Annotated in this window: 17 protein-coding genes and 1 tRNA gene; 3 read left to right on the top strand and 15 right to left on the bottom strand. The window is 60.7% G+C overall.

From position 1 onward, the window contains the following. Nucleotides 1-497: 497 nt before the first annotated feature. The 6 genes from ACIN8IBEIGE_RS11245 to rpsU all read right to left on the bottom strand — a co-directional run bounded on the left by ACIN8IBEIGE_RS11245 (nucleotide 498) and on the right by rpsU (nucleotide 9560). Nucleotides 498-1013, bottom strand: coding sequence for an RNA polymerase sigma factor (locus tag ACIN8IBEIGE_RS11245; RefSeq protein ID WP_160014690.1), 516 nt, complete (start codon nucleotides 1011-1013; stop codon nucleotides 498-500). Between the two features lie 345 nt (nucleotides 1014-1358). Beyond that, a tRNA-Ile gene (locus ACIN8IBEIGE_RS11240) sits at nucleotides 1359-1435 on the bottom strand. 15 nt (nucleotides 1436-1450) lie between these two features. After that, a complete protein-coding gene (locus ACIN8IBEIGE_RS11235; RefSeq protein ID WP_160014689.1) occupies nucleotides 1451-5185 on the bottom strand; it encodes a bifunctional diguanylate cyclase/phosphodiesterase in 3735 nt (1244 codons plus the stop codon). Nucleotides 5186-5290: 105 nt separating this feature from the next. Then, on the bottom strand, nucleotides 5291-7135 hold the full coding sequence (gene rpoD / locus ACIN8IBEIGE_RS11230) for an RNA polymerase sigma factor RpoD (protein ID WP_160014688.1): 1845 nt from the start codon (nucleotides 7133-7135) through the stop codon (nucleotides 5291-5293). A gap of 67 nt (nucleotides 7136-7202) precedes the next feature. Further along, nucleotides 7203-9179 carry a DNA primase gene (gene dnaG / locus ACIN8IBEIGE_RS11225; protein ID WP_160014687.1) on the bottom strand — a complete coding sequence of 659 codons (1977 nt, stop codon included), beginning with the start codon at nucleotides 9177-9179 and terminating at the stop codon, nucleotides 7203-7205. Between the two features lie 165 nt (nucleotides 9180-9344). Next, nucleotides 9345-9560, bottom strand: coding sequence for a 30S ribosomal protein S21 (rpsU, locus tag ACIN8IBEIGE_RS11220; RefSeq protein WP_003296736.1), 216 nt, complete (start codon nucleotides 9558-9560; stop codon nucleotides 9345-9347). A gap of 205 nt (nucleotides 9561-9765) precedes the next feature. Between rpsU and tsaD the strand changes: the two genes are divergently transcribed. Beyond that, nucleotides 9766-10791 (top strand): tRNA (adenosine(37)-N6)-threonylcarbamoyltransferase complex transferase subunit TsaD, encoded by a 1026-nt coding sequence (tsaD, locus tag ACIN8IBEIGE_RS11215; protein ID WP_160014686.1) that lies wholly within the window; start codon nucleotides 9766-9768, stop codon nucleotides 10789-10791. Nucleotides 10792-10815: 24 nt separating this feature from the next. Here the strand turns inward: tsaD and plsY are convergent, their stop codons facing one another. Then, on the bottom strand, nucleotides 10816-11385 hold the full coding sequence (gene plsY / locus ACIN8IBEIGE_RS11210; protein WP_160014685.1) for a glycerol-3-phosphate 1-O-acyltransferase PlsY: 570 nt from the start codon (nucleotides 11383-11385) through the stop codon (nucleotides 10816-10818). Nucleotides 11386-11459: 74 nt separating this feature from the next. Between plsY and folB the strand changes: the two genes are divergently transcribed. After that, entirely contained in the window at nucleotides 11460-11816 is a 357-nt protein-coding gene (folB, locus tag ACIN8IBEIGE_RS11205; protein WP_160014684.1) for a dihydroneopterin aldolase, read from the top strand. Then, nucleotides 11807-12346, top strand: a complete 540-nt coding sequence (folK, locus tag ACIN8IBEIGE_RS11200) for a 2-amino-4-hydroxy-6-hydroxymethyldihydropteridine diphosphokinase (RefSeq protein ID WP_160014683.1) — start codon at nucleotides 11807-11809, stop codon at nucleotides 12344-12346. The genes folB and folK overlap by 10 nt, the downstream gene beginning before the upstream one ends. Here folK and ACIN8IBEIGE_RS11195 read toward each other — a convergent pair whose 3' ends face one another. The 8 genes from ACIN8IBEIGE_RS11195 to ACIN8IBEIGE_RS11160 form a co-directional block, all read right to left on the bottom strand. After that, nucleotides 12347-12823 carry an OmpA family protein gene (locus tag ACIN8IBEIGE_RS11195; protein ID WP_160016368.1) on the bottom strand — a complete coding sequence of 159 codons (477 nt, stop codon included), beginning with the start codon at nucleotides 12821-12823 and terminating at the stop codon, nucleotides 12347-12349. A 26-nt stretch (nucleotides 12824-12849) separates the two neighbouring features. Beyond that, a complete protein-coding gene (locus ACIN8IBEIGE_RS11190) occupies nucleotides 12850-14109 on the bottom strand; it encodes a diguanylate cyclase domain-containing protein (protein WP_160014682.1) in 1260 nt (419 codons plus the stop codon). Beyond that, a complete protein-coding gene (locus tag ACIN8IBEIGE_RS11185) occupies nucleotides 14106-14648 on the bottom strand; it encodes a YfiR family protein (RefSeq protein WP_160016367.1) in 543 nt (180 codons plus the stop codon). Before ACIN8IBEIGE_RS11185 ends, ACIN8IBEIGE_RS11190 begins: the two co-directional genes overlap by 4 nt. 202 nt (nucleotides 14649-14850) lie before the next feature. After that, on the bottom strand, nucleotides 14851-16083 hold the full coding sequence (locus tag ACIN8IBEIGE_RS11180) for a multifunctional CCA addition/repair protein (RefSeq protein ID WP_160016366.1): 1233 nt from the start codon (nucleotides 16081-16083) through the stop codon (nucleotides 14851-14853). A gap of 102 nt (nucleotides 16084-16185) precedes the next feature. After that, a complete protein-coding gene (locus ACIN8IBEIGE_RS11175) occupies nucleotides 16186-16698 on the bottom strand; it encodes a DUF4136 domain-containing protein (RefSeq protein WP_090377530.1) in 513 nt (170 codons plus the stop codon). Between the two features lie 62 nt (nucleotides 16699-16760). Continuing rightward, nucleotides 16761-18329 (bottom strand): SpoVR family protein, encoded by a 1569-nt coding sequence (locus ACIN8IBEIGE_RS11170; protein ID WP_160014681.1) that lies wholly within the window; start codon nucleotides 18327-18329, stop codon nucleotides 16761-16763. Further along, a complete protein-coding gene (locus ACIN8IBEIGE_RS11165; RefSeq protein ID WP_160014680.1) occupies nucleotides 18326-19597 on the bottom strand; it encodes a YeaH/YhbH family protein in 1272 nt (423 codons plus the stop codon). Before ACIN8IBEIGE_RS11165 ends, ACIN8IBEIGE_RS11170 begins: the two co-directional genes overlap by 4 nt. A 96-nt stretch (nucleotides 19598-19693) precedes the next feature. Beyond that, the gene (locus ACIN8IBEIGE_RS11160; protein WP_160014679.1) at nucleotides 19694-21616 is read right to left on the bottom strand and encodes a PrkA family serine protein kinase; all 1923 of its coding nucleotides are present in this window, start codon (nucleotides 21614-21616) and stop codon (nucleotides 19694-19696) included. Nucleotides 21617-21708: the final 92 nt, after the last annotated feature.

The following is a 21708-nucleotide window of genomic DNA, read 5'->3' as shown; positions in this document are numbered from 1 at the left end:
AGGGGCTGGCAGATTTGTCGCCCATTCGGTGCTGCTCCCGCTTAGACTGGCTGTATCCAACCGCATGCCCGGTGCTTTCAGTGTGATGTCAATGACAGGCGAGGCGCTACCGTGTTGCCAGAGAGACCACTGACCTTGCCACGGTGTGGGTACTTGTAACTCGCCGTTACGCGGAGGCACCATTTGGTTGCCCGGCAAGGTTAGTAGTGGCCCCCAGCCGCTTTGTATAAAAGCATCAGCCGCGATATAGCTCGCACTGAACAGCCACTCCTTAGAACCTTGTTGCAGTAGGCTTAAGGCCAGCGACTGAGTGCCGCTCGGTACTTTCAATAGAAAGCCTGCTTGTGCATTGCTTTGGCTAAGGCTAAAGCCTAAACCATCATCTTCGGCGTTGACGTAACCCTCTAGACGGGGGCCGTCATCACTACGCAGCCAGCGCCAAGAAACCTCAAGTAGACCGACCTCGCAGTGCTTCAGCACGGTGGTTGTTTGGGATGTCATAGGTCACCTCCCTGCATATCGAACGGGCACAGCCAGCCACGCAACTGCTGTCGTGCGAGCTGTACACGTTTACGTGCGTTGGGCTCGCTGATCGCGAGTACCGCCGCCATGTCGCCATACTCAACTCCACCGATGCAGCGCTGCTCCAGTGCTTCGCTCAGTGGTTCGGGCAGCCGCTGTATAGCCGCGCTCAGCGCTTCCAGAGCTTCGTGCAGACAAGCAGTATGTTCTGGGCTGCCCTGTGCAGGGTGCAGCTGGGTTTCGTCAAACAGGGCGTTGTCGATCCAGTCGATGTTGCAGGTGGGTAAGGTTTGGCGTAATCGATCGATGCAGTGATTGTGCGTTACTCGGCGTAGCCATGCCGGTACGTTATGGATGTTGCTGAGACGCTCAGGCTCTTTTTCTAGTAGGTGAAACAAACGCAGTCTTAGCTCGCTAAGCGCATCTTCAGCGTCATGCGGGCTTTGAATAACCTGCTGGCAGCGCCGCTTCATGATCGTTTCATTGGCCATCAAGAATCTCCAAATGGCAGCCTGGGTTACGCGATGAGCCACGCGTGCGTCGATCTCCATGAGCCTCGTCATGATCATTCCTTGATTGCTCGTGACGTCGGAACCGGAATGCGCTTCGCGGAGCGGTTCTAGGTGCCGACCGAACATGAATGACGTAGCTGCGACTGAACTTGTGAAGAACTTAAGCGGTGCACGCGTAGTGCTAGGCCGCCGACAGTTTATGGTCGGCGTAAAGGAGCCATGTGCGACATTGAACGGCAGAGGAAGAAGGCCGGGCCGTATGGAGATTGAGCCGCTGTGCTTTTCTGCAGGCATGAAAAAGCCGCGCAGTGCGCGGCTTTAAGGTGGTGGGCCCACACGGACTCGAACCGTGGACCAAAGGATTATGAGTCCTCTGCTCTAACCAACTGAGCTATGGGCCCTCAGAGGCGGGCGGATTATACCGGTGCCTTCTCGGCAGCGCCAACCGAATGGCGCGGGGTGAGGAAGTTTTGTGCGAAGGCGTCCGCATGGATGGCGCGGCTGATGACGAAACCCTGGATTTGCTCGCAGCCTTCGGCGGCGAGGAACAGTTCCTGGGCTTTGGTCTCTACCCCTTCGGCGATCACCGTCAGTTGCATGCTGCGACCCAGGGCGATGATGGCGCGCACGATGGCGACGTCGTTGCTGTCATTGGGCAGGCCGCGCACGAAGGATTGGTCGATTTTCAGGGTGTCGACCGGCAAGCGCTTGAGGTAGCTGAGCGAGGAGTAGCCGGTGCCGAAGTCGTCGATAGCCAGTTGAATACCCAGGCTTTTCAGTTGATGTAGCAGGTTCAGGGCTTCTTCGGCCTGGTTCATGATGAAGCTTTCGGTGATTTCCAGTTGCAGCAGTTCCGGCGCCAGCTTGTGGTCTTCCAGCAGGCTGGAAATGCGTACCAGCAGGTGCGGCTGGCGCAGTTGCACGCCGGTCAGGTTGACCGACAGCGGGCCGAATGGGGCGTGCTGTTGTTGCCATTGCTGCATTTGCCAACAGGCCTGGCGCAGTACCCAGTCGCCGAGGGCGATGATCAGGCCGGTTTCTTCGGCCAGGGGAATAAAGCGATCCGGCGGGATTTCGCCGAAAAGCGGGTGATGCCAACGCACCAGCGCTTCGGCGCCGATCAGGCGGTTGCTGCTGAGGCTGCGTTTGGGTTGGTAGTAGAGCTGCAGCTGTTCCAGCTCAATGGCGCGGCGCAGTTCGCGCTCCAGGGCCATGCGTTCGGTGGCCTGGAAGGTCAGGTCGCGGGTGTACAACTCGACGCGGTTGCGCCCGCGCGCCTTGGAGCGGTACATGGCGGCGTCGGCATTTTTCACCAGGGTGGCGACATCATCGCCGTCATCCGGGTAGCGGCTGATGCCGATGCTGGCGCTGATAAACAGCTCCTGTTCGTCGAACCGGAAGGGCAGGCTGAAGCAGTCGAGCAGCTTGTGCGCCACCAGCTCGGCATCGTCATCATGTTGCAGGCCGGGCAGCAGGATGATGAATTCATCACCGCCGAGGCGGGCCACGGTGTCGATATCGCGCAGGTGGGCCTTCAGACGTTCGGCAATGCTCTTCAGCAGTTCGTCGCCGACCGGGTGGCCGAGGCTGTCGTTGATGTGTTTGAAGCGGTCCAGGTCGATAAACAGTACGGCGCCCATGCGTTTGTCGATGTGTGCATCTTCGAGGGCGGCGCGCAGGCGGGCTTCGAACAGCATGCGGTTGGGCAGGCCGGTGAGTGGGTCGTGATGGGCCTGGTGATCGAGGCTGGCCTGGGCGTGCTTGAGCGAGCTGATATCGGCAAATACGCCGACAAAGTGGGTGATCTGCTGGTCGCTGTCGCGCACGGCGCTGATGGTCAGCCATTCCGGGTAGAGTTCGCCGTTTTTGCGCTTGTTCCAGATCTCGCCTTGCCAGTGCCCGGAGGCGCTGAGGTTGTGCCACATGGCGGCGTAGAACGCGCTGTCGTGGTTGCCGGAGGCGAGCAGGCGCGGCGACTGGCCGAGGGCTTCGGCTTCGCTGTAGCCGGTGATGGTGGTGAAAGCACGATTGACCGCGGTGATGCGCTGCTGCAGGTCGGTGATCATCACGCCTTCGGCAGTGCTTTCGAAGACGGTGGCAGCTTGCTTGAGGTTTTCCTGCATCTGCTCGCGTTCGGTAATGTCGCGCGCGATGGTCAGCATGCAGGTATCGCCTTCGATGGGGATCGGTTGCACCGACATCTCGCAAGTGCGCAGTGAGCCGTTGCGGGTGCGAATAAGGGCACGGAAGTCGCGCACTGAACCGTGCTTTTGCACGTGCTCGAACATGCGGGTGCGGTCGTCCGGGTCGGCCCAGATGCCCAGCTGCAGGGTGGAGCTGTCGGTTGCCTCATTGATGCTGTAGCCGGTGATGCGGCTGAAGCCTTCGTTGACGTCCAGCAGCTGACCATCGCTCAGGCGGGTGATCAATAGACCGTCGGGAGAGGCGTGGAAGGCCTTGGCGAATTTGTCTTCGGACAGCTTGAGGCGCTGCTGGGTGTCTTTCAGCTCGCTGACGTCACGTACCGCTACGACCAGGGTGCTGCTGTCGTCCAGGCTGACACGTTGTGCGGAAATCAGTGCGGTGAACTGGCTGCCGTCGCGGCGGCGGAATGTGCCTTCGATGTTGTGCGCATTACCCTTGCGCAGCATTTCCAGAATGCGTGGGCCGATGCCTTGTTCGATCCACAGGTTCAGCTCCGAGCTGGTGTGGCCGATGGCTTCGGCGGCGCTGATGCCGAACTGTTGCTCGAAGGTGTTGTTGACCGCCAGCAGGCGGCCGTCCTGCAGGTTGAGCAGGGCGATGATGTCCGGGCAGTTGTGGAATACCGAGGCGAATTTCTGCTCTGACAGGGCCAGGGCCTGTTCGGTGCGCTTGGTTTCGGTGATGTCGATCAGCAGGCCGCGCAGCATCGGGCCGCCATCCTGCGACGACAGTGTGACAATGTCGCGTACCCAGACCTCGCGGCCGTCGGCGGCGAGCATGCGGTAATCCAGGCTGTGGTCGCGGCCCGCCTGAGTTTCGCTGCGGCAGTAGTCGAGGGTGCGATGCGCGTCGTCGGGGTGCAGGATGCGTTCGATAAAGCCAGGTTGCAGCCAGTCCTGCGGCGGATAGCCAAGCAGGCGCTCCGCCTGGGGGGCGACATAGGTGTAGCGGAAGTCGCTGGGATCCATCTGCCAGGCAACCGCGTTGAGGCTTTCCACCAGGCCGCGGTAGTGCTGCTCGCTATTGCGCAATTCGCCTTCCAATAGGGCGCGGTTGTGCATCTCACTGCGCAGGCGGTGATTGATGCGCAGGATGCTGAAGATGATCAGCAGGGCTGCCAACAACCCAGGCAGGCCAAACAGCAGCAGGCTGCGCCAGAACGGACGCTCGTCAAGCGGGTCGCCCACCCAGCGCTGCTGGATTTCTGCAATCTCGCTCGGGGTGAGTTCGCTCAACAGCTTGTCGAGAATGCCGGCCAGGATGGCTTGGTCCTTGGGCACGGCCATGGCCAGTTGGTAGCGATAGGGCGTCTGGCCGCTGATGACAATGCCATCGAGCTTGAGCTGGCGCAGATGCCAGACGCTGGAGGCAAGGTCCCCGACCATCGCGTCGGCTTGCCCAGAGGCCAATACCTGCAGGGCGGCGGCCACGCTGGGGCGCGGCCAGAGGCGCAGCTCGGGGTGTTTGTCGCGCAGCAGTTCGTGGGTGGCGTAGCTGTCAACCACGGCAACTCGCAGCCCCTGCAGTTCGCGCAGTCTGCGCGGTTGTGGGCCTTGTTCCTGGCTGAGAATAACAATCGGGAAGTCGAGGTAGGGGCGGGTGAACGTCAAGTACTGCTGGCGTTCGGGGGTGGCCATCAGGCTGGGCAGCAGGTGCAGCTTGCCGGTTCTGGCATCGGCCAGTACTTGGCGCCAGTTTTGTGCGGGGGCCGGACGCAGGCTGATCGACAGGCGCTCTTCGATCAGCCTTACATAGTCGGCGGCAAGGCCCTGGTAGAGGCCGTCGTCATCGATAAATTCGTAAGGGTGCCAGTCGCGGTCAACGCCCAGACTCAGTTGCGGATGCTCGGCCAGCCATGTTTGCTCGGCGGGCGTCAGCTCAAGGCTGAGCGCGGGCATGGCCCAGCACGCCAGACACAACAGGAGGGTGGCTGCAACACGCGGCATGAGCTGACTCGTTCGCTGGGCAATTGGGAAAAGTGTAGACCCGCCAGGCAGGCCTTGGTAGTTGCCCAGAATGCAAAACCCCCGGCAGGGCCGGGGGTTCTGGTGTTACTCGTCGAGGAAGGAGCGCAGGTGCTCGCTTCTCGTCGGGTGGCGCAGCTTGCGTAACGCCTTGGCTTCGATCTGACGAATCCGCTCGCGGGTTACATCGAACTGCTTACCGACTTCCTCAAGGGTGTGGTCGGTATTCATGTCGATGCCGAAGCGCATACGCAGCACCTTGGCTTCACGCGCGGTGAGGCCGGAGAGGACTTCGCGAGTGGCTTCTTTGAGGCTCTCAACAGTGGCCACATCGATTGGCGACTGCATGGTCGAGTCTTCGATGAAGTCGCCCAGATGGGAGTCTTCGTCGTCACCGATCGGGGTTTCCATGGAGATCGGCTCTTTAGCGATCTTGAGTACCTTGCGGATCTTGTCCTCAGGCATCTCCATGCGTTCACCCAGCTCTTCCGGGGTCGGTTCGCGACCCATTTCCTGCAGCATCTGCCGGGAAATACGGTTGAGCTTGTTGATCGTCTCGATCATGTGCACCGGGATACGGATGGTGCGCGCCTGGTCGGCGATTGAGCGAGTGATCGCCTGGCGGATCCACCAGGTGGCGTAGGTCGAGAACTTGTAACCGCGACGGTATTCGAACTTGTCCACCGCCTTCATCAGGCCGATGTTGCCTTCCTGGATCAGGTCGAGGAACTGCAGGCCACGGTTGGTGTACTTCTTGGCGATGGAGATCACCAGACGCAAGTTCGCTTCAACCATCTCTTTCTTCGCGCGACGGGCCTTGGCCTCGCCGATCGACATGCGACGGTTGATGTCCTTGATTTCAGCCAGGGTCAGCTCGCACTCGGCTTCCAGGGCGGACAGCTTCTGCTGGCAGCGCTGGATGTCGCCTTGCAGGTTGCCAATGGCTTCGGCGTACTTGGCTTTGCCTTTGGCCAGGCCAGCAGACCATTCGGCGTCGATTTCATTGCCTGGGAACAGGCGCAGGAAATCGGCGCGCGGCATACGTGCATCACGTACGCAGAGTTGCATGATGGCGCGTTCCTGAGCGCGTAGGCGCTCCAGAGAGCTGCGTACACGCACAACCAATGCATCGTACTGTTTAGGTACGAGCTTGATTGGCATGAACAGCTCGGCCATTTCTTTCAGCGCGGCAGTGCCTTGCTTACTGTTGCGGCCGTGCTTTTTCAGAGCTTTCTTGGCGAGCTCCAGGGCGTCACCGATCGCGGTGAAGCGGCGCAGGGCCTCTTCAGGATCCGGACCGCCGTCGCCTTCTTCTTCCTCGTCATCGCTGGCTTCGGCGTCGTCGTCGTCAGTTTCTTCGGCAGCGTCGCCGTCTTTAACTGGGACAGGCGCCGCGGCTTCAGCGGGAACAATGCCGTCATCCGGGTCGATATAGCCGCTGAGAACCTCAACCAGGCGGCCACCATCGGTGGTCACACGGTTGTACTCGGCCAGAATGCTGTCGACAGTGCCGGGGAAATGGGCAATAGCGCCCATCACTTCACGGATGCCTTCCTCAATGCGTTTGGCGATTTCGATCTCGCCTTCGCGGGTCAGCAATTCCACGGTGCCCATTTCACGCATGTACATGCGCACAGGGTCCGTCGTGCGGCCGATATCGGTCTCTACCGCTGCCAGCGCGGCAGCTGCTTCTTCAGCAGCTGCCTCGTCGGTATCGGCGTCGGCCAACATAAGGGCGTCCGCATCCGGAGCACTCTCGTGTACGGGGATCCCCATGTCGTTGATCATGCGGATGATGTCTTCCACCTGCTCCGGATCAGAAATATCTTCCGGTAGGTGGTCGTTGACCTCTGCGTAAGTCAGATACTTCTGCTCACGACCCAGGGTGATCAACTCTTTGATACGAGACTGCTGTTGCGCTTTTCCGGACATAACACCCTATCCACTGAAGGTCTTGGCGGGCAAAAAACAAGCCGCGGATTATACCCGAGTAACACCCCTAAGCGCCAGTTGGACTCGGGATTACCGGTGATGCATTACGGCTCAGCAAGCTGCGCAGCTGATCTTTCTCTTCTGCGCTCAACTCGCTTTGACGGGCTTTGCGCAGCAAATGTTCCAGGCTGCGCTCGCGTTGGCGGGCTACTAAACTAGTTATAGTGTCGAAAAACTGTTGTTCAAGGTTGTCGGCTGAAATCAACCATTCCTTTTCTGCCAGGGCGCGCAATAGACGGCCCTGTTCGGTGCCGTGCCAGCGTGCGATCAGTTGCAGTGAGCGCAGGTTGGGGCTCTTCTGCAGGGCGCCAAGCAGGGCGACCAGTAATTGGGCGTATGTATCGTCTTCGGCGGCGAAGTGGCTGACATCTTCGATCTTCTGCGCCAGTTGCGGGTGGTGCAGCAGGGTGCGCAGCGCGCTCAGGTGTGGCGATTCGACGCTGACGGCGGTGCGCGGTGCGCGTGGCGCGAATTCGCCCTGGCCCTTCTTGCTCCACTTGCCGCCGTCTTTCTTCCAGCTGCCCTTGCCTTTGTTGCGTTCAAACTCTGGCGCGGGGCTGGGGTTTTCGTATTCGTTGCGGCTCGGTTCGACATCGTAATAGGCGTTGTCGGGAATCTCGGGGTAATCCGGGTAGTCGCTGGGCGGTGCGCTGCTCTGGCTCGGTTGGCTAGTGCGTACGGCGGGAGCCATCTGTTGCAGGGCTTCGCCGGACAGGCCGGTGATTTCGCTCAGGCGCTGGCGCATCAGGGCGCGCAGGTTGTTGCCGGGGATCTTGTCGATCAACGGCGCGGCCAGGGTCATCAGATGCGCCTTGCCCTCCAGGGATCTGGGGTCGGCTTCTTCAGTGAGTTGCTGGAAGAAATAGTCGGCCAGTGGTTGCGCGTGCTGGTTGATCCGGGCGCGGAAGGCGTCGGTGCCTTCGCTGCGTACCAGGGTGTCCGGATCTTCGCCGTCGGGCAGAAATAGAAAGCGTGCACGTCGGCCGTCCTGCAGGCTCGACAGGGTTGCCTCCAGTGCGCGCCAGGCGGCGTTGCGACCGGCGGCGTCGCCATCGAAGCAGAACAATACGCTCGGCACTACGCGAAACAGGCGTTTGAGGTGCTCTTCGCTGGTGGCGGTGCCAAGAGTTGCCACAGCGTTACGCAGGCCTTGTTGGGCTAGGGCGATGACGTCCATGTAGCCCTCAACCACCATGATTTCGTCAAGGTCGCGGTTGTGCTTGCGTGCCTCGAACAGTCCGTAGAGCTCCTGGCTCTTGTGGAACACCGGGGTTTCCGGGGAGTTCAGGTATTTTGGCTTTTCGTCGCCCAGTACTCGCCCGCCGAAGGCGATTACCCGGCCACGGCTGTCGCGGATGGGGAACATGATGCGGTCGCGGAAGCGGTCGTAGCGCTTGCCACTTTCGGCGTTTTCCACCAGCAGGCCGGCGTCGATCATGGCCTTTTGCTGCAGGCTGTCGCTGGCCAGGTGCTTGAGCAGGTTATCCCAGCCGGGCGGGGCGAAGCCCATGCCGAAGTCGCGGGCGATCTCGCCGGACAGGCCGCGGCCTTTGAGGTACTCAATCGCGGCTTTGCGTTGCGGATGGTTTTTCAATGCCTGCTTGTAGAACTCGGCGGCGGCAGTCAGCAGCGGGTAAAGCGGTGAGTCGGTGGGCTGGCGCGGCTTGTTGTTACGTCCGCCTTCCTCGCGCGGCACTTCCATGCCGGCGCGCTTGGCCAGGTCCTCGATGGCCTGGGGGAAATCCAGCTGGTCGTGGTCCATGACAAAACCCAGGGCGTTGCCGCCGGCCCCGCAGCCAAAGCAGTAATAGAACTGTTTGTCCGGGCTGACGCTGAACGAAGGGGTTTTTTCTTTATGGAAGGGGCAGCAGGCGGTGTAGTTTTTGCCGGCTTTTTTCAGCTGGATGCGCGAGGCGACCACGTCGACGATGTCGGTGCGGTTGAGCAGGTCATCGATAAACGACTGTGGGATCAGGCCGGCCATAGGCACTCAGAATACTGTCATGCGCCGAGGCAGAACAGGTCGGGGCAAAAACTAAAAGACTCCGATCGTCACCCGAAGGTGGCGCGGAGTCTAAAAGCGAAACCCGGCCGAAGCCGGGTGTCAGGCGCTGCTTGTAGCTAATCGTCCAGGCGAAAGCCGTGGAGCTTAGTACAGGCGAACGCTGCGGCGCTGCTCGCGCTGCACTTTCTTGGCGTGACGCTTAACAGCAGCTGCTGCTTTACGCTTACGCTCGGAAGTCGGCTTTTCGTAGAATTCACGGCTGCGAACTTCAGCCAGAACACCGGCTTTTTCGCAGGAGCGCTTGAAACGACGCAGAGCTACGTCGAAGGGTTCGTTCTCTTTAACTTTGACGGCTGGCATCCAGGGCGTACCTTCTTTATTACCGGGGGGTAACGTTGCTCCTGGCAAATGGCGCTGGAGAACGTAGGTTTTTAAGGGTTGCGGATGTTACCGCCTCATCGCGCGGAATGCAAAGCCTCTGATCGAAAAGCGCTGGCCGGCTCGCGTCAGCGGCCATTATCATGCGCGCCTTCGAAGTTGCACACACTACTACAAGGCACTGCCCATGCTGGTTCTGGGATTGGAAACCTCCTGCGACGAAACCGGTGTCGCGCTTTACGACAGCGAGGGTGGCCTGCTGGCCGATGCGTTGTTCAGTCAGATTGATCTGCACCGTGTGTATGGCGGCGTAGTACCGGAACTGGCCTCCCGCGATCACGTCAAGCGCATGCTGCCGTTGATCCGTCAGGTGTTGAGCGAGGCCGACTGCGTTGCGACTGACATCGACGCCATCGCCTACACCGCCGGTCCTGGCCTGGTTGGCGCGCTGCTGGTGGGAGCGTCCTGTGCGCAGGCGCTGGCCTTTGCCTGGGACATTCCGGCGCTCGGTGTGCATCATATGGAAGGCCACCTGCTGGCGCCGATGCTGGAGGAGCAACCACCGGCTTTCCCGTTCGTCGCTTTGTTGGTGTCGGGCGGGCATACCCAGCTGGTTCGCGTCGATGGCATCGGTCAGTACCAGCTGCTTGGTGAGTCTCTGGATGATGCGGCGGGCGAGGCATTCGACAAGACTGCCAAACTGATGGGCTTGCAGTACCCAGGTGGTCCCGAGATTGCCCGCTTAGCGCTGAAAGGCACGCCGGGGCGCTTCAAGTTTCCGCGGCCGATGACCGATCGCCCTGGGCTGGAGTTCAGCTTTAGCGGCCTGAAGACCTTTACCCTGAACACCTGGCAGCAGTGCCAGGCTGCGGGCGACAACTCTGAGCAGACCCGTTGCGACATCGCCCTGGCGTTCCAGCAGGCGGTGGTCGATACCCTCACCATTAAATGCAAGCGCGCACTCAAGCAAACCGGGTTGAATAACCTGGTGATCGCCGGTGGGGTGAGTGCCAACCAGGCGCTGCGTCAGTCGCTGGAAAAGATGCTCGCTGAGTTGAAGGGCGGCGTGTTCTACGCCCGTCCGGCGTTCTGCACCGATAACGGCGCGATGATTGCCTATGCCGGCTGCCAGCGTTTGCTGGCGGGGCAGCATGAGGATTTTAGCATCAAGGTGCAGGCGCGTTGGCCTATGGAACAACTGCCGGCGCTGTAAGCCGGCCGGATCCACTCGTTCGATTTAGAAATGCCGCTCACGGCCGGCGAACAGATCGCGTAAATTGCCGCGATGGCGCCAGACGATCAGCCCGGTCAGTGCGCAGACGGGAAGCAGTGCGTCGGGTTGTTGCCAGGCCAGCAATGGCAGGGTCAGCGGTGTGGCGATCAGCGCGGCCAGCGAACTGGTGCGGGTCAGGACAAACGTCAGTAACCAGGCGGCAACGGCCAGCAGGGCGGCCGGCGGGTATAGGCCCAGGAGCATGCCGGCGGCCGTGGCAACACCTTTGCCGCCACGGAAGTTGAAGTACAACGGATACAGGTGGCCGACAACGGCTGCCAGGCCGACCCAGGCCTGCTGCTGCAGGCTGAAGTCGAGCAGGCTGGCGATCAGTACCGGCAGCAGGCCTTTGAGCAGGTCGCCGATCAGCGTGAGGATGGCCAGGCGTTTGCCGGCGACCCGGAACATATTGGTGGCGCCGGGGTTGCCCGAACCACTGGCGCGCGGGTCTGGCCCGCCGCTTAGGCGACTGAGCAGAATGGCGAAGGACAACGAGCCGAGCAGGTAGGCGAGGGACGCCAACAGCCAAAACATGGTATCCATTCCGGGGCAAGGGAGCCCTGATTCTAACTAGGTGCGGCAGCCTTGTCGTGCCACGGAGAGCGTGCTTGGACACAGTTTTTATCGAGGGTCTGGAAGTCGACACGGTGATTGGCGCCTACGACTGGGAGCGCACCATTCGCCAGTGTTTGCGTCTGGACCTGTACCTGGGTTGGGATAACCGTCCCGCTGCTGCCGGTGACGAGCTGGACAAGGCACTGGATTACGCCAAGGTCTCGCAGCGGATTCAGGCGTTTGCCCGCGAGTCGCAATTTATCCTGGTGGAAACCTTTGCCGAGCGGTTGGTCGAGTTGCTGATAGCTGAGTTCCAGATTCCCTGGGTGCGGCTCAAGCTGACCAAGCCCGGCGCGGTGCCGGCGGCCAGTGGTGGGGTGGGCGTGGAGATCGAGCGCGGATGTCGCTAACTCCCGTATTACTCGGTCTGGGCAGCAATATCGGCCGCGAAGCACACCTGTGTGCTGGCCTCGATGCGCTTGCTGGCCTGCTCAGTGAGATGCGCTGTTCGCCGGTATTCGAAAGCCAGGCGGTGGGCATCAAGAGCGGGCCGTTCTTCAATCTGGTGGTGGCCGGCTACAGCGACCTGCCGCTGGGTGAGCTGGACCGACGGCTGAAATTTATCGAAGCCGACAACGGCCGCTATGCGCCTGAGCGTAAGGGATTGCCGCTGGATATCGACGTGCTGCTGTATGGCGATCTGGTCGGCAACTTCGACGGCTTGATCCTGCCGCGTGCAGAAATCCTCAAGAACGCCTTCGTCCTCTGGCCGCTTGCCTTGTTGGTACCGGATGTTCTGCACCCGGCGCAGCAGCGCAGTTTTGCCGAGCTCTGGCAGTTAGCGCAGATTGACCAGCAGCTGTGGCCGGTGGCATTCAGCTGGCGCGAGCAACAGCTGACGCCGGCTGCTCTGTGCACCGAGTACCCGGCCGGGCACTGATCAAGGCGTGCTGACGATAATCGCCACGCGGCGATTTTCGCTGCGCCCTTCGGCGGTGTTGTTGTCGGCGATCGGTTTGCTCTGGCCCATGCCGTATGCTGTGATCAATCGAGCATCCATTCCCGCGCTTTGCATTACGGCCGCGACTGTCCTGGCGCGGCGCAGCGACAGCTGTTCGTTATAAGCCGCCTGGCCGACATTGTCGGTGTGGCCTTCCAGTCGTACCTGCTGAATGCCGACGCCCAGCAGTGCCTGGGTGATTTGCGTCAGTTGTGCGGTGCTGGCGCTGGAGACGACTTCCGAGTCGGTATCGAACAGTACTTTGCCGGAGAGGCCGAGTTCCCAGCCATCTTCGGTCCACTGGAAGCCATGGCTTTTGAGCAAGGCCACCTGCTCGGCACTGAGGCCTTTGGGTGTGCTCTGGCAGCCGCTGATGAGCAGTGCCGCGCCGAGCACGCCGATAAAGATCAAACGCATTAAGCTGCGCAAGATGAAGCTCCTTTTCAGTTGGTAAGTGAGTCCTGGCTTTTGGCCATGGTTCGCCCGCCCTGGCTGCGCTTAGCGTGGTACATGGCAACGTCCGCCTCGTGTACCAGGGCTTCGGGGTTGTCGGCGTGCTCCGGGTAGAGGGCGATGCCGATGCTCAGCGAGGTGGTGATGCTGCCGCCTTCGGGCAGTGCGATGGGCTGATGCATGCTGTCGATGATCTTGTCGGCGATCAGCACGGCATCGTCTTCCTGGTGAATGGGTTTGAGCAGCACGGCAAACTCGTCGCCGCCCAGGCGCGCAACGGTGTCGCCCTCACGCAATTGGGCGCGCAGGCGCTGCGCAATGGCGATCAGCACGGCATCGCCGGCGGCGTGGCCGAGCTGATCGTTGATTTCCTTGAAACGGTTACTGTCGAGAAACAGCACAGCCATTTGCGTCTGGCTGTCGCGGGCTTCGCGCATGCTGCCGAGCAGGCGGGATTCGAAGAAGGCGCGGTTGGGCAGGCCGGTCAAGGCATCGTGGCTGGCCTGATGCGCCAGCGAGGCGTTCTCGCGTTCCAATTGATGCTGCCAGGATTCCAGTTGATCGAGCAGGGCGTTGAAGTCTTCGGCCAGCTCGTTGAGGTCGGCGATATGGGTAGCTGGCACGCGCTGGTTGAAGGTGCGCTCCACGGAAATGTTGTGCGCCACCTGCGACAGGTTGCGTAGCGGTTGGGTAATCGCCCGCTGTATGCGTTTGGAGCCATAGGTGGCGCCCAGCGCACTGAGTGCCAGGCTAGCCAGCAGGCCAAGCAGGCCGCCGATCAGGAAGCGCAGCAGGGTGGTGCCTTGACCGCTTAGATGCAGTGCGCCGATCTGTTGGCCCTGGTAGGTGATGGGTTGAATCACCTCCTCGGGCAGCAACAGGCGGGCGATCGATTGTTCGGCGCTGTTGAGTACGGTGTTATTGGGGGCGTCGAGGCTGGCGAGCAATTCGCCGTCTTTATCGAAGACCGCCACCTGGGCGATTTCTTCGGTCTTGCAGATCTGTTCCAGGGCATCGCGCACCGCGGTGCGGTCGTTGAATACCACCGCGGCTTCCAGGGTATAGGCCAGAGAGCGGGCGATCAGTTGCAGGTTATGGCTGGCGTAGGTGCTGAGCGCGAGCAGGCTGACCAGGGTCAGCGACAGGCTGGTCAGGCTCATGGCCAGCAGGGCGACGCGCAGATGGGCGTTATGCAGCAGGCGGCGCAGGCTTGGGCGCTGCTGGCTGATTTCGGGCTTTCTGCGGTTCATTGATGCGGTCCTGCGCGCTTACCCAGCTGTAGTACATTCGGGTGAATGCGAATGCCACTGCGTGCGACGGCATCGAGGTTGACCTTGAACGCCACATGATCATCGCTGATATCGAGGCAGAACAGGCTGCCCTCGCTGCAGGCCTGGCTGGTTTCGCTGATGGTCAGAATCGGTTTGCCAACCAGGCGACTGAACAAGGTTACGCGCTGGCTCTCCTCGATCACCCCGAGGTAGACGGCTTCGCAGTCGGTTGCCAGCAGCGGGCTGTCGACCAGCAGGCGCTTGGCCTGTACTGGCTGGCTGGATTCCAGTTCGTGGTTCTGCCACAGCAGGTCGGCGTATTCGGTCGGTGCAATCACACATAGACGCAGCGCTTCTGGCTGCTGCGGCCAGCGCGCATAACTGAGGATGCCGTGTACCACATGGGCAACCTGAGTGGCACGCAGCGTGGCGCTGTCCGCATCGCTTGATTCGGCGCGGGCCAGCATTGGCAAGAGTGCCAGTAGGGTGCAGCAGAGAGCTTTTCGGTTGGCGCGCATAAACACTGGACGATTCAGGTACAAGGTATAGGTCTCCGGCGTGGCCTGTTCGGCGCTGAGGCGACGCGCGTTGGCGCGTGGCGAGGCAGGCTCTTTTAAGTAAAGCTCACACGCTTATATTTTGGCGTCAAAATTTATGCGTAATATGGCTGGAGGCCTAGTGCTGCAAGGCCTTCAGCCTATCAGTGTGCTGCGCGTAACGCTACGCTTGAGGACGGTTCTGGCGAAATTGCTGAAGCGCCTGCAGGCGTTCTTCCTGCAGTGCGTTGCCCAGTTCGGCCCCTTGCAGGCCTCGCTTGAGCAGCGGTTGCACAGCCACTGCACGGGCGGCGTGCATGGCGGCCCGCAAGTACTCAGCCTGCGGGTAGGTGCGTTGTTCCAGACCGAGACGGCCGCGGGCGTCCATTTCACAGGCCGCGATAAATTCTTCGAAGCGTTGCGGGCGGCGGAACACGTCGAAGCCCTGTAGCAGTTTGAGCAGGGTCGAAGCCTTCAGTTCCAGAGCGCGGTGGCCGTGGGTGTGGAATTCACCAACCTGCAAGGCCAGTTCCTGGCAATCCTTGGGTGCCTTGCAACGCTGGTTGATCGAGCGGATCAGCTTCAGCCCGGTGTGTTCGTGGGCGATATGTCGGGGCCATTCGGCCTCCGGCGTCAGACCTTTGCCAACATCGTGCAACAGACAGGCCCAGCGTACGGTAAGCGGTTGCTGGTGTTCGGCGCACTGGCGCAGCACGCTGAGTACATGTTCGCCGGTGTCGATCTCCGGATGATGGGCGGCGGGTTGTGGCACGCCGAACAGCGCGTCGACCTCGGGCAGCAGTTCACGCATGGCGCCGCAGTCGCGCAGCACCTGGATAAATACATCGGGGCGCGGCTCCATCAGCGCGCGGGAGATTTCCTTCCAGCTACGTTCCGCTGTCAGTGCGTTGAGTTCACCGGACTCACTCAGCTCGCGCATCAGCACCATGGTTTCAGGCGCTACGCTGAAGCCCAGTGGCGCATAGCGGGCGGCAAAGCGGGCGACGCGCAGTACGCGCAGCGGGTCTTCGGCGAAGGCCGGGGAGACGTGGCGCAGCAGTCGGGCTTCGAGGTCGCGCTGGCCACCGTAGGGATCGATCAGCGTGCCGTGATCGTCCTCGGCCATGGCATTGACGGTCAGGTCGCGGCGGATCAGGTCTTCTTCCAGGGTGACTTCGGGGCTGGCAAAGAAGGTAAAGCCGCCGTAGCCGCGTCCGCTTTTGCGCTCGGTGCGGGCCAGGGCATATTCCTCGCCGCTCTGCGGATGCAGAAATACCGGGAAGTCAGCACCCACCGGGCGATAGCCCAATTCGAGCATTTGCTCGGCGCTGGCGCCGACCACTACCCAGTCGATCTCGCTGACTTCACGACCTAACAGGCGATCACGTACTGCGCCGCCGACTTTGTAAATCTGCATCATGGTTCCTCCGCTAAGTGCGGAGAATAGCGGCTGGGCGCTGACGAGGGGTAGCCTGGATGCAGTTCTGAGGGGCCAGCGTGTTCCCAGATTGCATCCGGGTTACGGGCTGGCTAGGGGAATTTGCTGCAAGAGTGCTTGGGTGGCGCGCTCGAGTAGTTCGGCGCTGTCTTTGGCGGGGCTCAGGCCGGTGTTGACCAAGCCTTCCCAGAGGATGTGCTGTTCCGGGGTTGTCAGGCGGATGCGCAGGGTGCCGGTTTCATCGCGCAGGCGGTGGATCGCCTGGTAAGGGCCGAGCGGGGTGGGTGGGGCGGCCTCGACCTTGAAGTCCAGCGGACTGTCCTGCACGGCCAGCCAGTAATACACCTGAATCTGCGCCTGCGGACTGGCTTGGTAACCACGGGCGCTCAAGCCCGCGCGCAGCAACTGTTCAAGTTGCGCATAGCGCTCGGCAAAGGGGACGTCGCCTTCTACGGCCTGTTCGGCGGCGATCAGGCTGAAGCTGCGTTTGCCCGTCAGTTCGGCGCTGGCGGGTGTCAGTACCTGGGCGCGGGGCAGTTGGCTGCTGCAGGTGGCCAGTGCCAGGCACAGTAGTAATACGATAAACAGGCGCATCGGCAGATTCCCGGTTGGTCTGCTGCGCATGCTGGTGCTTGGCATCCTGGGCGCGCAACCGATCAAATGGGCGGGATCATCAGGTCGAGGCGTGGGTAGTCGCTGTCATGTTCGGTTTCATGCTTGGGCGGTACATGCTGGGTGCCGATCAGTTGTTCGCCCTGGTACATCTCCAGATGGATATTGAAACCCCACAGGCGATGCAGGTGTTTCAGCACCTCCTCGGTGGAGCTGCCCAGCGGTTTGCGATCGTGCTGCTGGTGGCGCAGGGTCAGCGAGCGGTCGCCGCGGCGGTCGATGCTCCAGATCTGCACGTTGGGCTCGCGGTTGCCCAGATTGTATTGCGCGGCCAGTGTTTCGCGAATGGCCTGGTAGCCGGGTTCGTCGTGGATCGCCGGCACAACCAGTTCGTCTTTCTGATCATCATCGAGAATGCTGAACAGCTTGAGGTCGCGGATCACCTTGGGCGAAAGGTACTGCAGGATAAAGCTTTCGTCCTTGAAGCTGTTCATGGCGAATTTCAGGGAACTTAGCCAGTCGCTGCCGGCAATCTCCGGGAACCAGCGGCGATCCTCTTCCGTCGGATCTTCGCAGATGCGGCGGATGTCGCGGTACATGGCAAAGCCCAGGGCATAGGGGTTGATGCCGCTGTAGTAGGGGCTGTCGAACGGCGGCTGGTAGACCACGCTGGTGTGCGACTGCAGGAACTCCATCATAAAACCTTCAGTCACCAGGCCTTCGTCATACAGGTCGTTCATCAGGGTGTAGTGCCAGAAGGTCGCCCAGCCTTCGTTCATCACCTGGGTCTGGCGCTGCGGGTAGAAGTACTGGGCGATCTTGCGCACGATGCGGATGATCTCGCGCTGCCAGGGCTCCAGCAGCGGCGCGTGCTTTTCCAGAAAGTACAGGATGTTTTCCTGCGGCTCGGCGGGGAAGCGCTTGTTGTCCTTGTCACCGCCCTTGCTGGCGTTTTTCGGGATGGTGCGCCAGAGGTCGTTGATCTGCTTCTGCAGGTGTTCTTCGCGGTCCTTCATGCGCCGCCGTTCTTCCTCGGCGGAAATCGGGTAGGGGCGTTTGTACCGGTCGACACCGTAGTTCATCAGGGCATGACAGGAGTCGAGCAGGTCTTCCACCGCGTCAATGCCATAACGCTCTTCACATTGCATGATGTACTGCTTGGCAAACACCAGGTAGTCGATGATCGAACTGGCGTCGGTCCAGGTGCGGAACAGGTAGTTGCCCTTGAAGAAGCTGTTATGGCCGTAGCAGGCGTGGGCAATTACCAGGGCCTGCATGCAGATGGTGTTTTCTTCCATCAGGTAAGCGATGCACGGGTCGGAGTTGATCACGATCTCGTAGGCCAAGCCCATCTGCCCGCGCTTGTAGCCCTTTTCGGTGCTGAGGAAGTGCTTGCCGTAGGACCAGTGGTGATAGCCCAGCGGCATGCCGACCGAGGCGTAGGCGTCCATCATCTGCTCGGCGGTGATCACCTCGATCTGGTTGGGGTAGGTGTCCAGGGCATAGCGTTCGGCGAGTCGACTGATTTCACGGTCGTACTGGCGGATCAGCTCGAAGGTCCACTCCGAGCCGGTAGAAATCGGCTGACGGCGCTTATCTTTGTTCGTGCTCATGTGGCTAGCCTCCGCTGGAACAGGTCGCGGAATACCGGGTAGATGTCGCCGGCCGATACCAGCTGCTGCTGGGCGAAGGTGTCGGCGAAGGCTTCGCTGACCTGCTCGTATTCGAACCACAGCGCCTGATGCTCGCGCGGGGTGATCTCAACGTAGGTGAAGTACTGCACGAACGGCATGATCTGCTTGATCAATATATCCCTGCAGATCGGCGAGTCATCATTCCAGTTGTCGCCATCCGACGCCTGGGCGGCGTAGATATTCCATTCGTTAATCGGGTAGCGCTCAGCCATGATCTCCTGCATCAACTTGAGCGCGCTGGAGACGATGGTGCCGCCGGTTTCGCGTGAGTAGAAGAATTCCTCCTCATCCACTTCCTTGGCGCTGGTGTGGTGACGAATAAACACCACCTCGATCTTGTCGTAATTGCGCTTGAGAAACAGGTACAGAAGGATAAAGAAGCGTTTGGCGATGTCCTTGGTCGACTGCGTCATCGACCCGGACACATCCATCAGGCAGAACATCACGGCCTTGGAGCTGGGGTTGGGTTGTTTGACCAGCAGGTTGTACTTGAGGTCGAAGGTGTCGAGGAAGGGCACGCGCTTGATCCGCGCGCGCAGTTTGCTGACTTCTTCTTCAAGCGCCTGGATATCGCCGAGGTTGTCCGGCTGTTCCAGCTTCAGGCGTTCCAGTTCGGCCTGGGCGCTCTTGAGTTTGTTGCGGCTGCTGCCGGACAGGGCGATGCGCCTGGCGTGGGCTGAGCGCAGGGTGCGCACGATATTGATGCGTGACGGGTTGCCTTCATTGCTGATACCCGCGCGCACGCTCTTGAAGGTGTCGCTGCCGGTCAGGTGGCGTTTGATCAAATTGGGCAGTTCCAGGTCCTCGAACATAAAGTCGAGGAATTCCTCCTGAGTGATCTGGAAGACGAACTCATCCATGCCTTCGCCGGAGTTGCTTGCTTTGCCGGCGCCCTGGCCACTGCCACCGCCTTGTGGGCGGGCAATCTTCTCACCGGTGGTGAATTCACGGTTGCCGGGGTGCACGGTGGTCTGGCGCCCGCCACGGCCGTGGTGCAATACCGGCTCGTCGATATCACGACCGGGGATGCTGATCTGTTCGCCGTGCTCCATATCGGTAATGGAACGGCGGCTGACCGCTTCTTCCACGGCCTTTTTGATGTGGTCGCGGTAGCGCCGCAGGAAGCGCTGGCGGTTTACCGTGCTCTTGTTCTTGCCATTCAGGCGTCGGTCGATCACATGGCTCATCACTGCCCTCCGTGCACTGCAGACATCAGGCGCAATCGCTGGCAGAGCGCTGTCCCGCGCTCTGCGCTGCTGCGTGGCCTGTTGCACCAGGCCGTTCTATTGCGATTTACGAACCCGTAGATACCACTCGGACAGCAGGCGTACCTGCTTGTCGGTGTAGCCGCGCTCGACCATGCGAGTGACGAAGTCGTTGTGTTTCTGTTGATCCTCCTTGCTCGCCTTGGCGTTGAAACTGATGACCGGCAGCAGGTCTTCGGTGTTGGAGAACATCTTCTTCTCAATCACCACGCGCAGCTTCTCGTAACTGAGCCAGGTGGGGTTCTTGCCGTTGTTGTTGGCCCGGGCGCGCAGCACGAAGTTGACGATCTCGTTGCGGAAATCCTTCGGGTTGCTGATCCCAGCCGGTTTTTCGATCTTCTCCAGCTCCTCGTTGAGGGCCACGCGGTTGAGGATCTCGCCGGTTTCCGGGTCGCGGTATTCCTGATCCTGAATCCAGAAGTCGGCGTACAGCACGTAACGATCGAAGATGTTCTGCCCGTACTCGCTGTAGGACTCCAGGTAGGCGGTCTGGATTTCCTTGCCGATAAACTCGATATAGCGCGGCGCCAGGTACTCCTTGATAAAGCGCAGGTAGCGCTCGCGTACTTCGGCGGGGAACTGTTCCTGTTCGATCTGCTGCTCCAGCACATAGAGCAGGTGCACCGGGTTGGCGGCGATCTCGTGCGGGTCGAAGTTGAACACCTTGGACAGGATCTTGAAGGCGAAGCGGGTCGATAGACCGTTCATGCCTTCATCGACACCGGCGCTGTCGCGGTACTCCTGAATCGATTTGGCCTTGGGGTCGGTGTCCTTGAGGTTTTCACCGTCGTATACGCGCATCTTCGAGTAGACGTTGGAGTTTTCCGGCTCCTTCAGGCGGCTGAGCACGGAGAACTGCGCGAGCATCTTCAAGGTGTCCGGGGCGCAGTGGGCCTTGGCCAGGGAGCTGTTGATCAGCAGCTTGTCGTAGATCTTGATCTCGTCGGAGACGCGCAGGCAGTACGGCACCTTGACGATGTAGATGCGGTCGATGAACGCCTCGTTGTTCTTGTTGTTACGGAAGCTGTGCCACTCCGATTCGTTGGAGTGCGCCAGCAGGATGCCACTGTAGGGGATCGCGCCGAGGCCTTCGGTGCTGTTGTAGTTGCCTTCCTGGGTGGCGGTCAGCAGCGGATGCAGCACCTTGATCGGTGCCTTGAACATCTCGACGAATTCCATCAACCCCTGGTTGGCCCGGCACAGTGCGCCCGAGTAGCTGTAGGCGTCGGCATCGTTCTGCGGGTATTCCTCCAACTTGCGGATATCCACCTTGCCGACCAGAGCGGAAATGTCCTGGTTGTTTTCATCGCCTGGTTCGGTCTTGGCCACGGCGATCTGATTGAGGATCGAAGGGTGGAGTTTGACCACGCGGAACTGGCTGATGTCGCCGCCGAATTCCTGCAGACGCTTGGTGGCCCAGGGCGACATGATGCTGTTGAGGTAGCGCCGGGGAATGCCGTAATCCTCTTCGAGGATGGCGCCGTCTTCGGCGTCGCTGAACAGACCGAGCGGTGACTCGAACACTGGCGAGCCTTTGATCGCGTAGAACGGTACTTTCTCAATCAGGTGCTTGAGCTTTTCCGCCAGGGACGACTTACCGCCGCCCACTGGGCCGAGTAGATAAAGGATCTGCTTCTTCTCTTCCAGGCCCTGAGCGGCATGACGGAAGTAGGAGACGATCTGGTCGATGCATTCTTCCATGCCATGGAAGTCGGCAAAGGCCGGGTAACGGCGGATCACCTTGTTGGAGAAGATTCGCGACAGCCGTGGGTCGGTTGAGGTGTCGAGCAGTTCAGGCTCGCCAATGGCCAGCAGCAGGCGTTCGGCTGCCGAGGCGTAGGCGCTGCGATCCTGTTTGCACAGTTCGAGGTACTCCTGGAGGGAGAGCTCCTCCTGGCGAGTCGCTTCGAAACGTTGTTGGAAGTGGCTGAAAATGCTCATGACTTCACCTCGCTCGATGCGCAGAGCCGGTGCGGGTTCGGTCAGGCGCTTGGTAGCCCCGGTGCGGATGCCGCCGGGATAAACCCCCAGAA

It is taken from the genome of Pseudomonas sp. 8BK, assembly GCF_902506475.1.
GTDB classification, from domain to species: domain Bacteria; phylum Pseudomonadota; class Gammaproteobacteria; order Pseudomonadales; family Pseudomonadaceae; genus Aquipseudomonas; species Aquipseudomonas anguilliseptica.
This window is presented reverse-complemented; position numbering and strand designations above follow the sequence as displayed.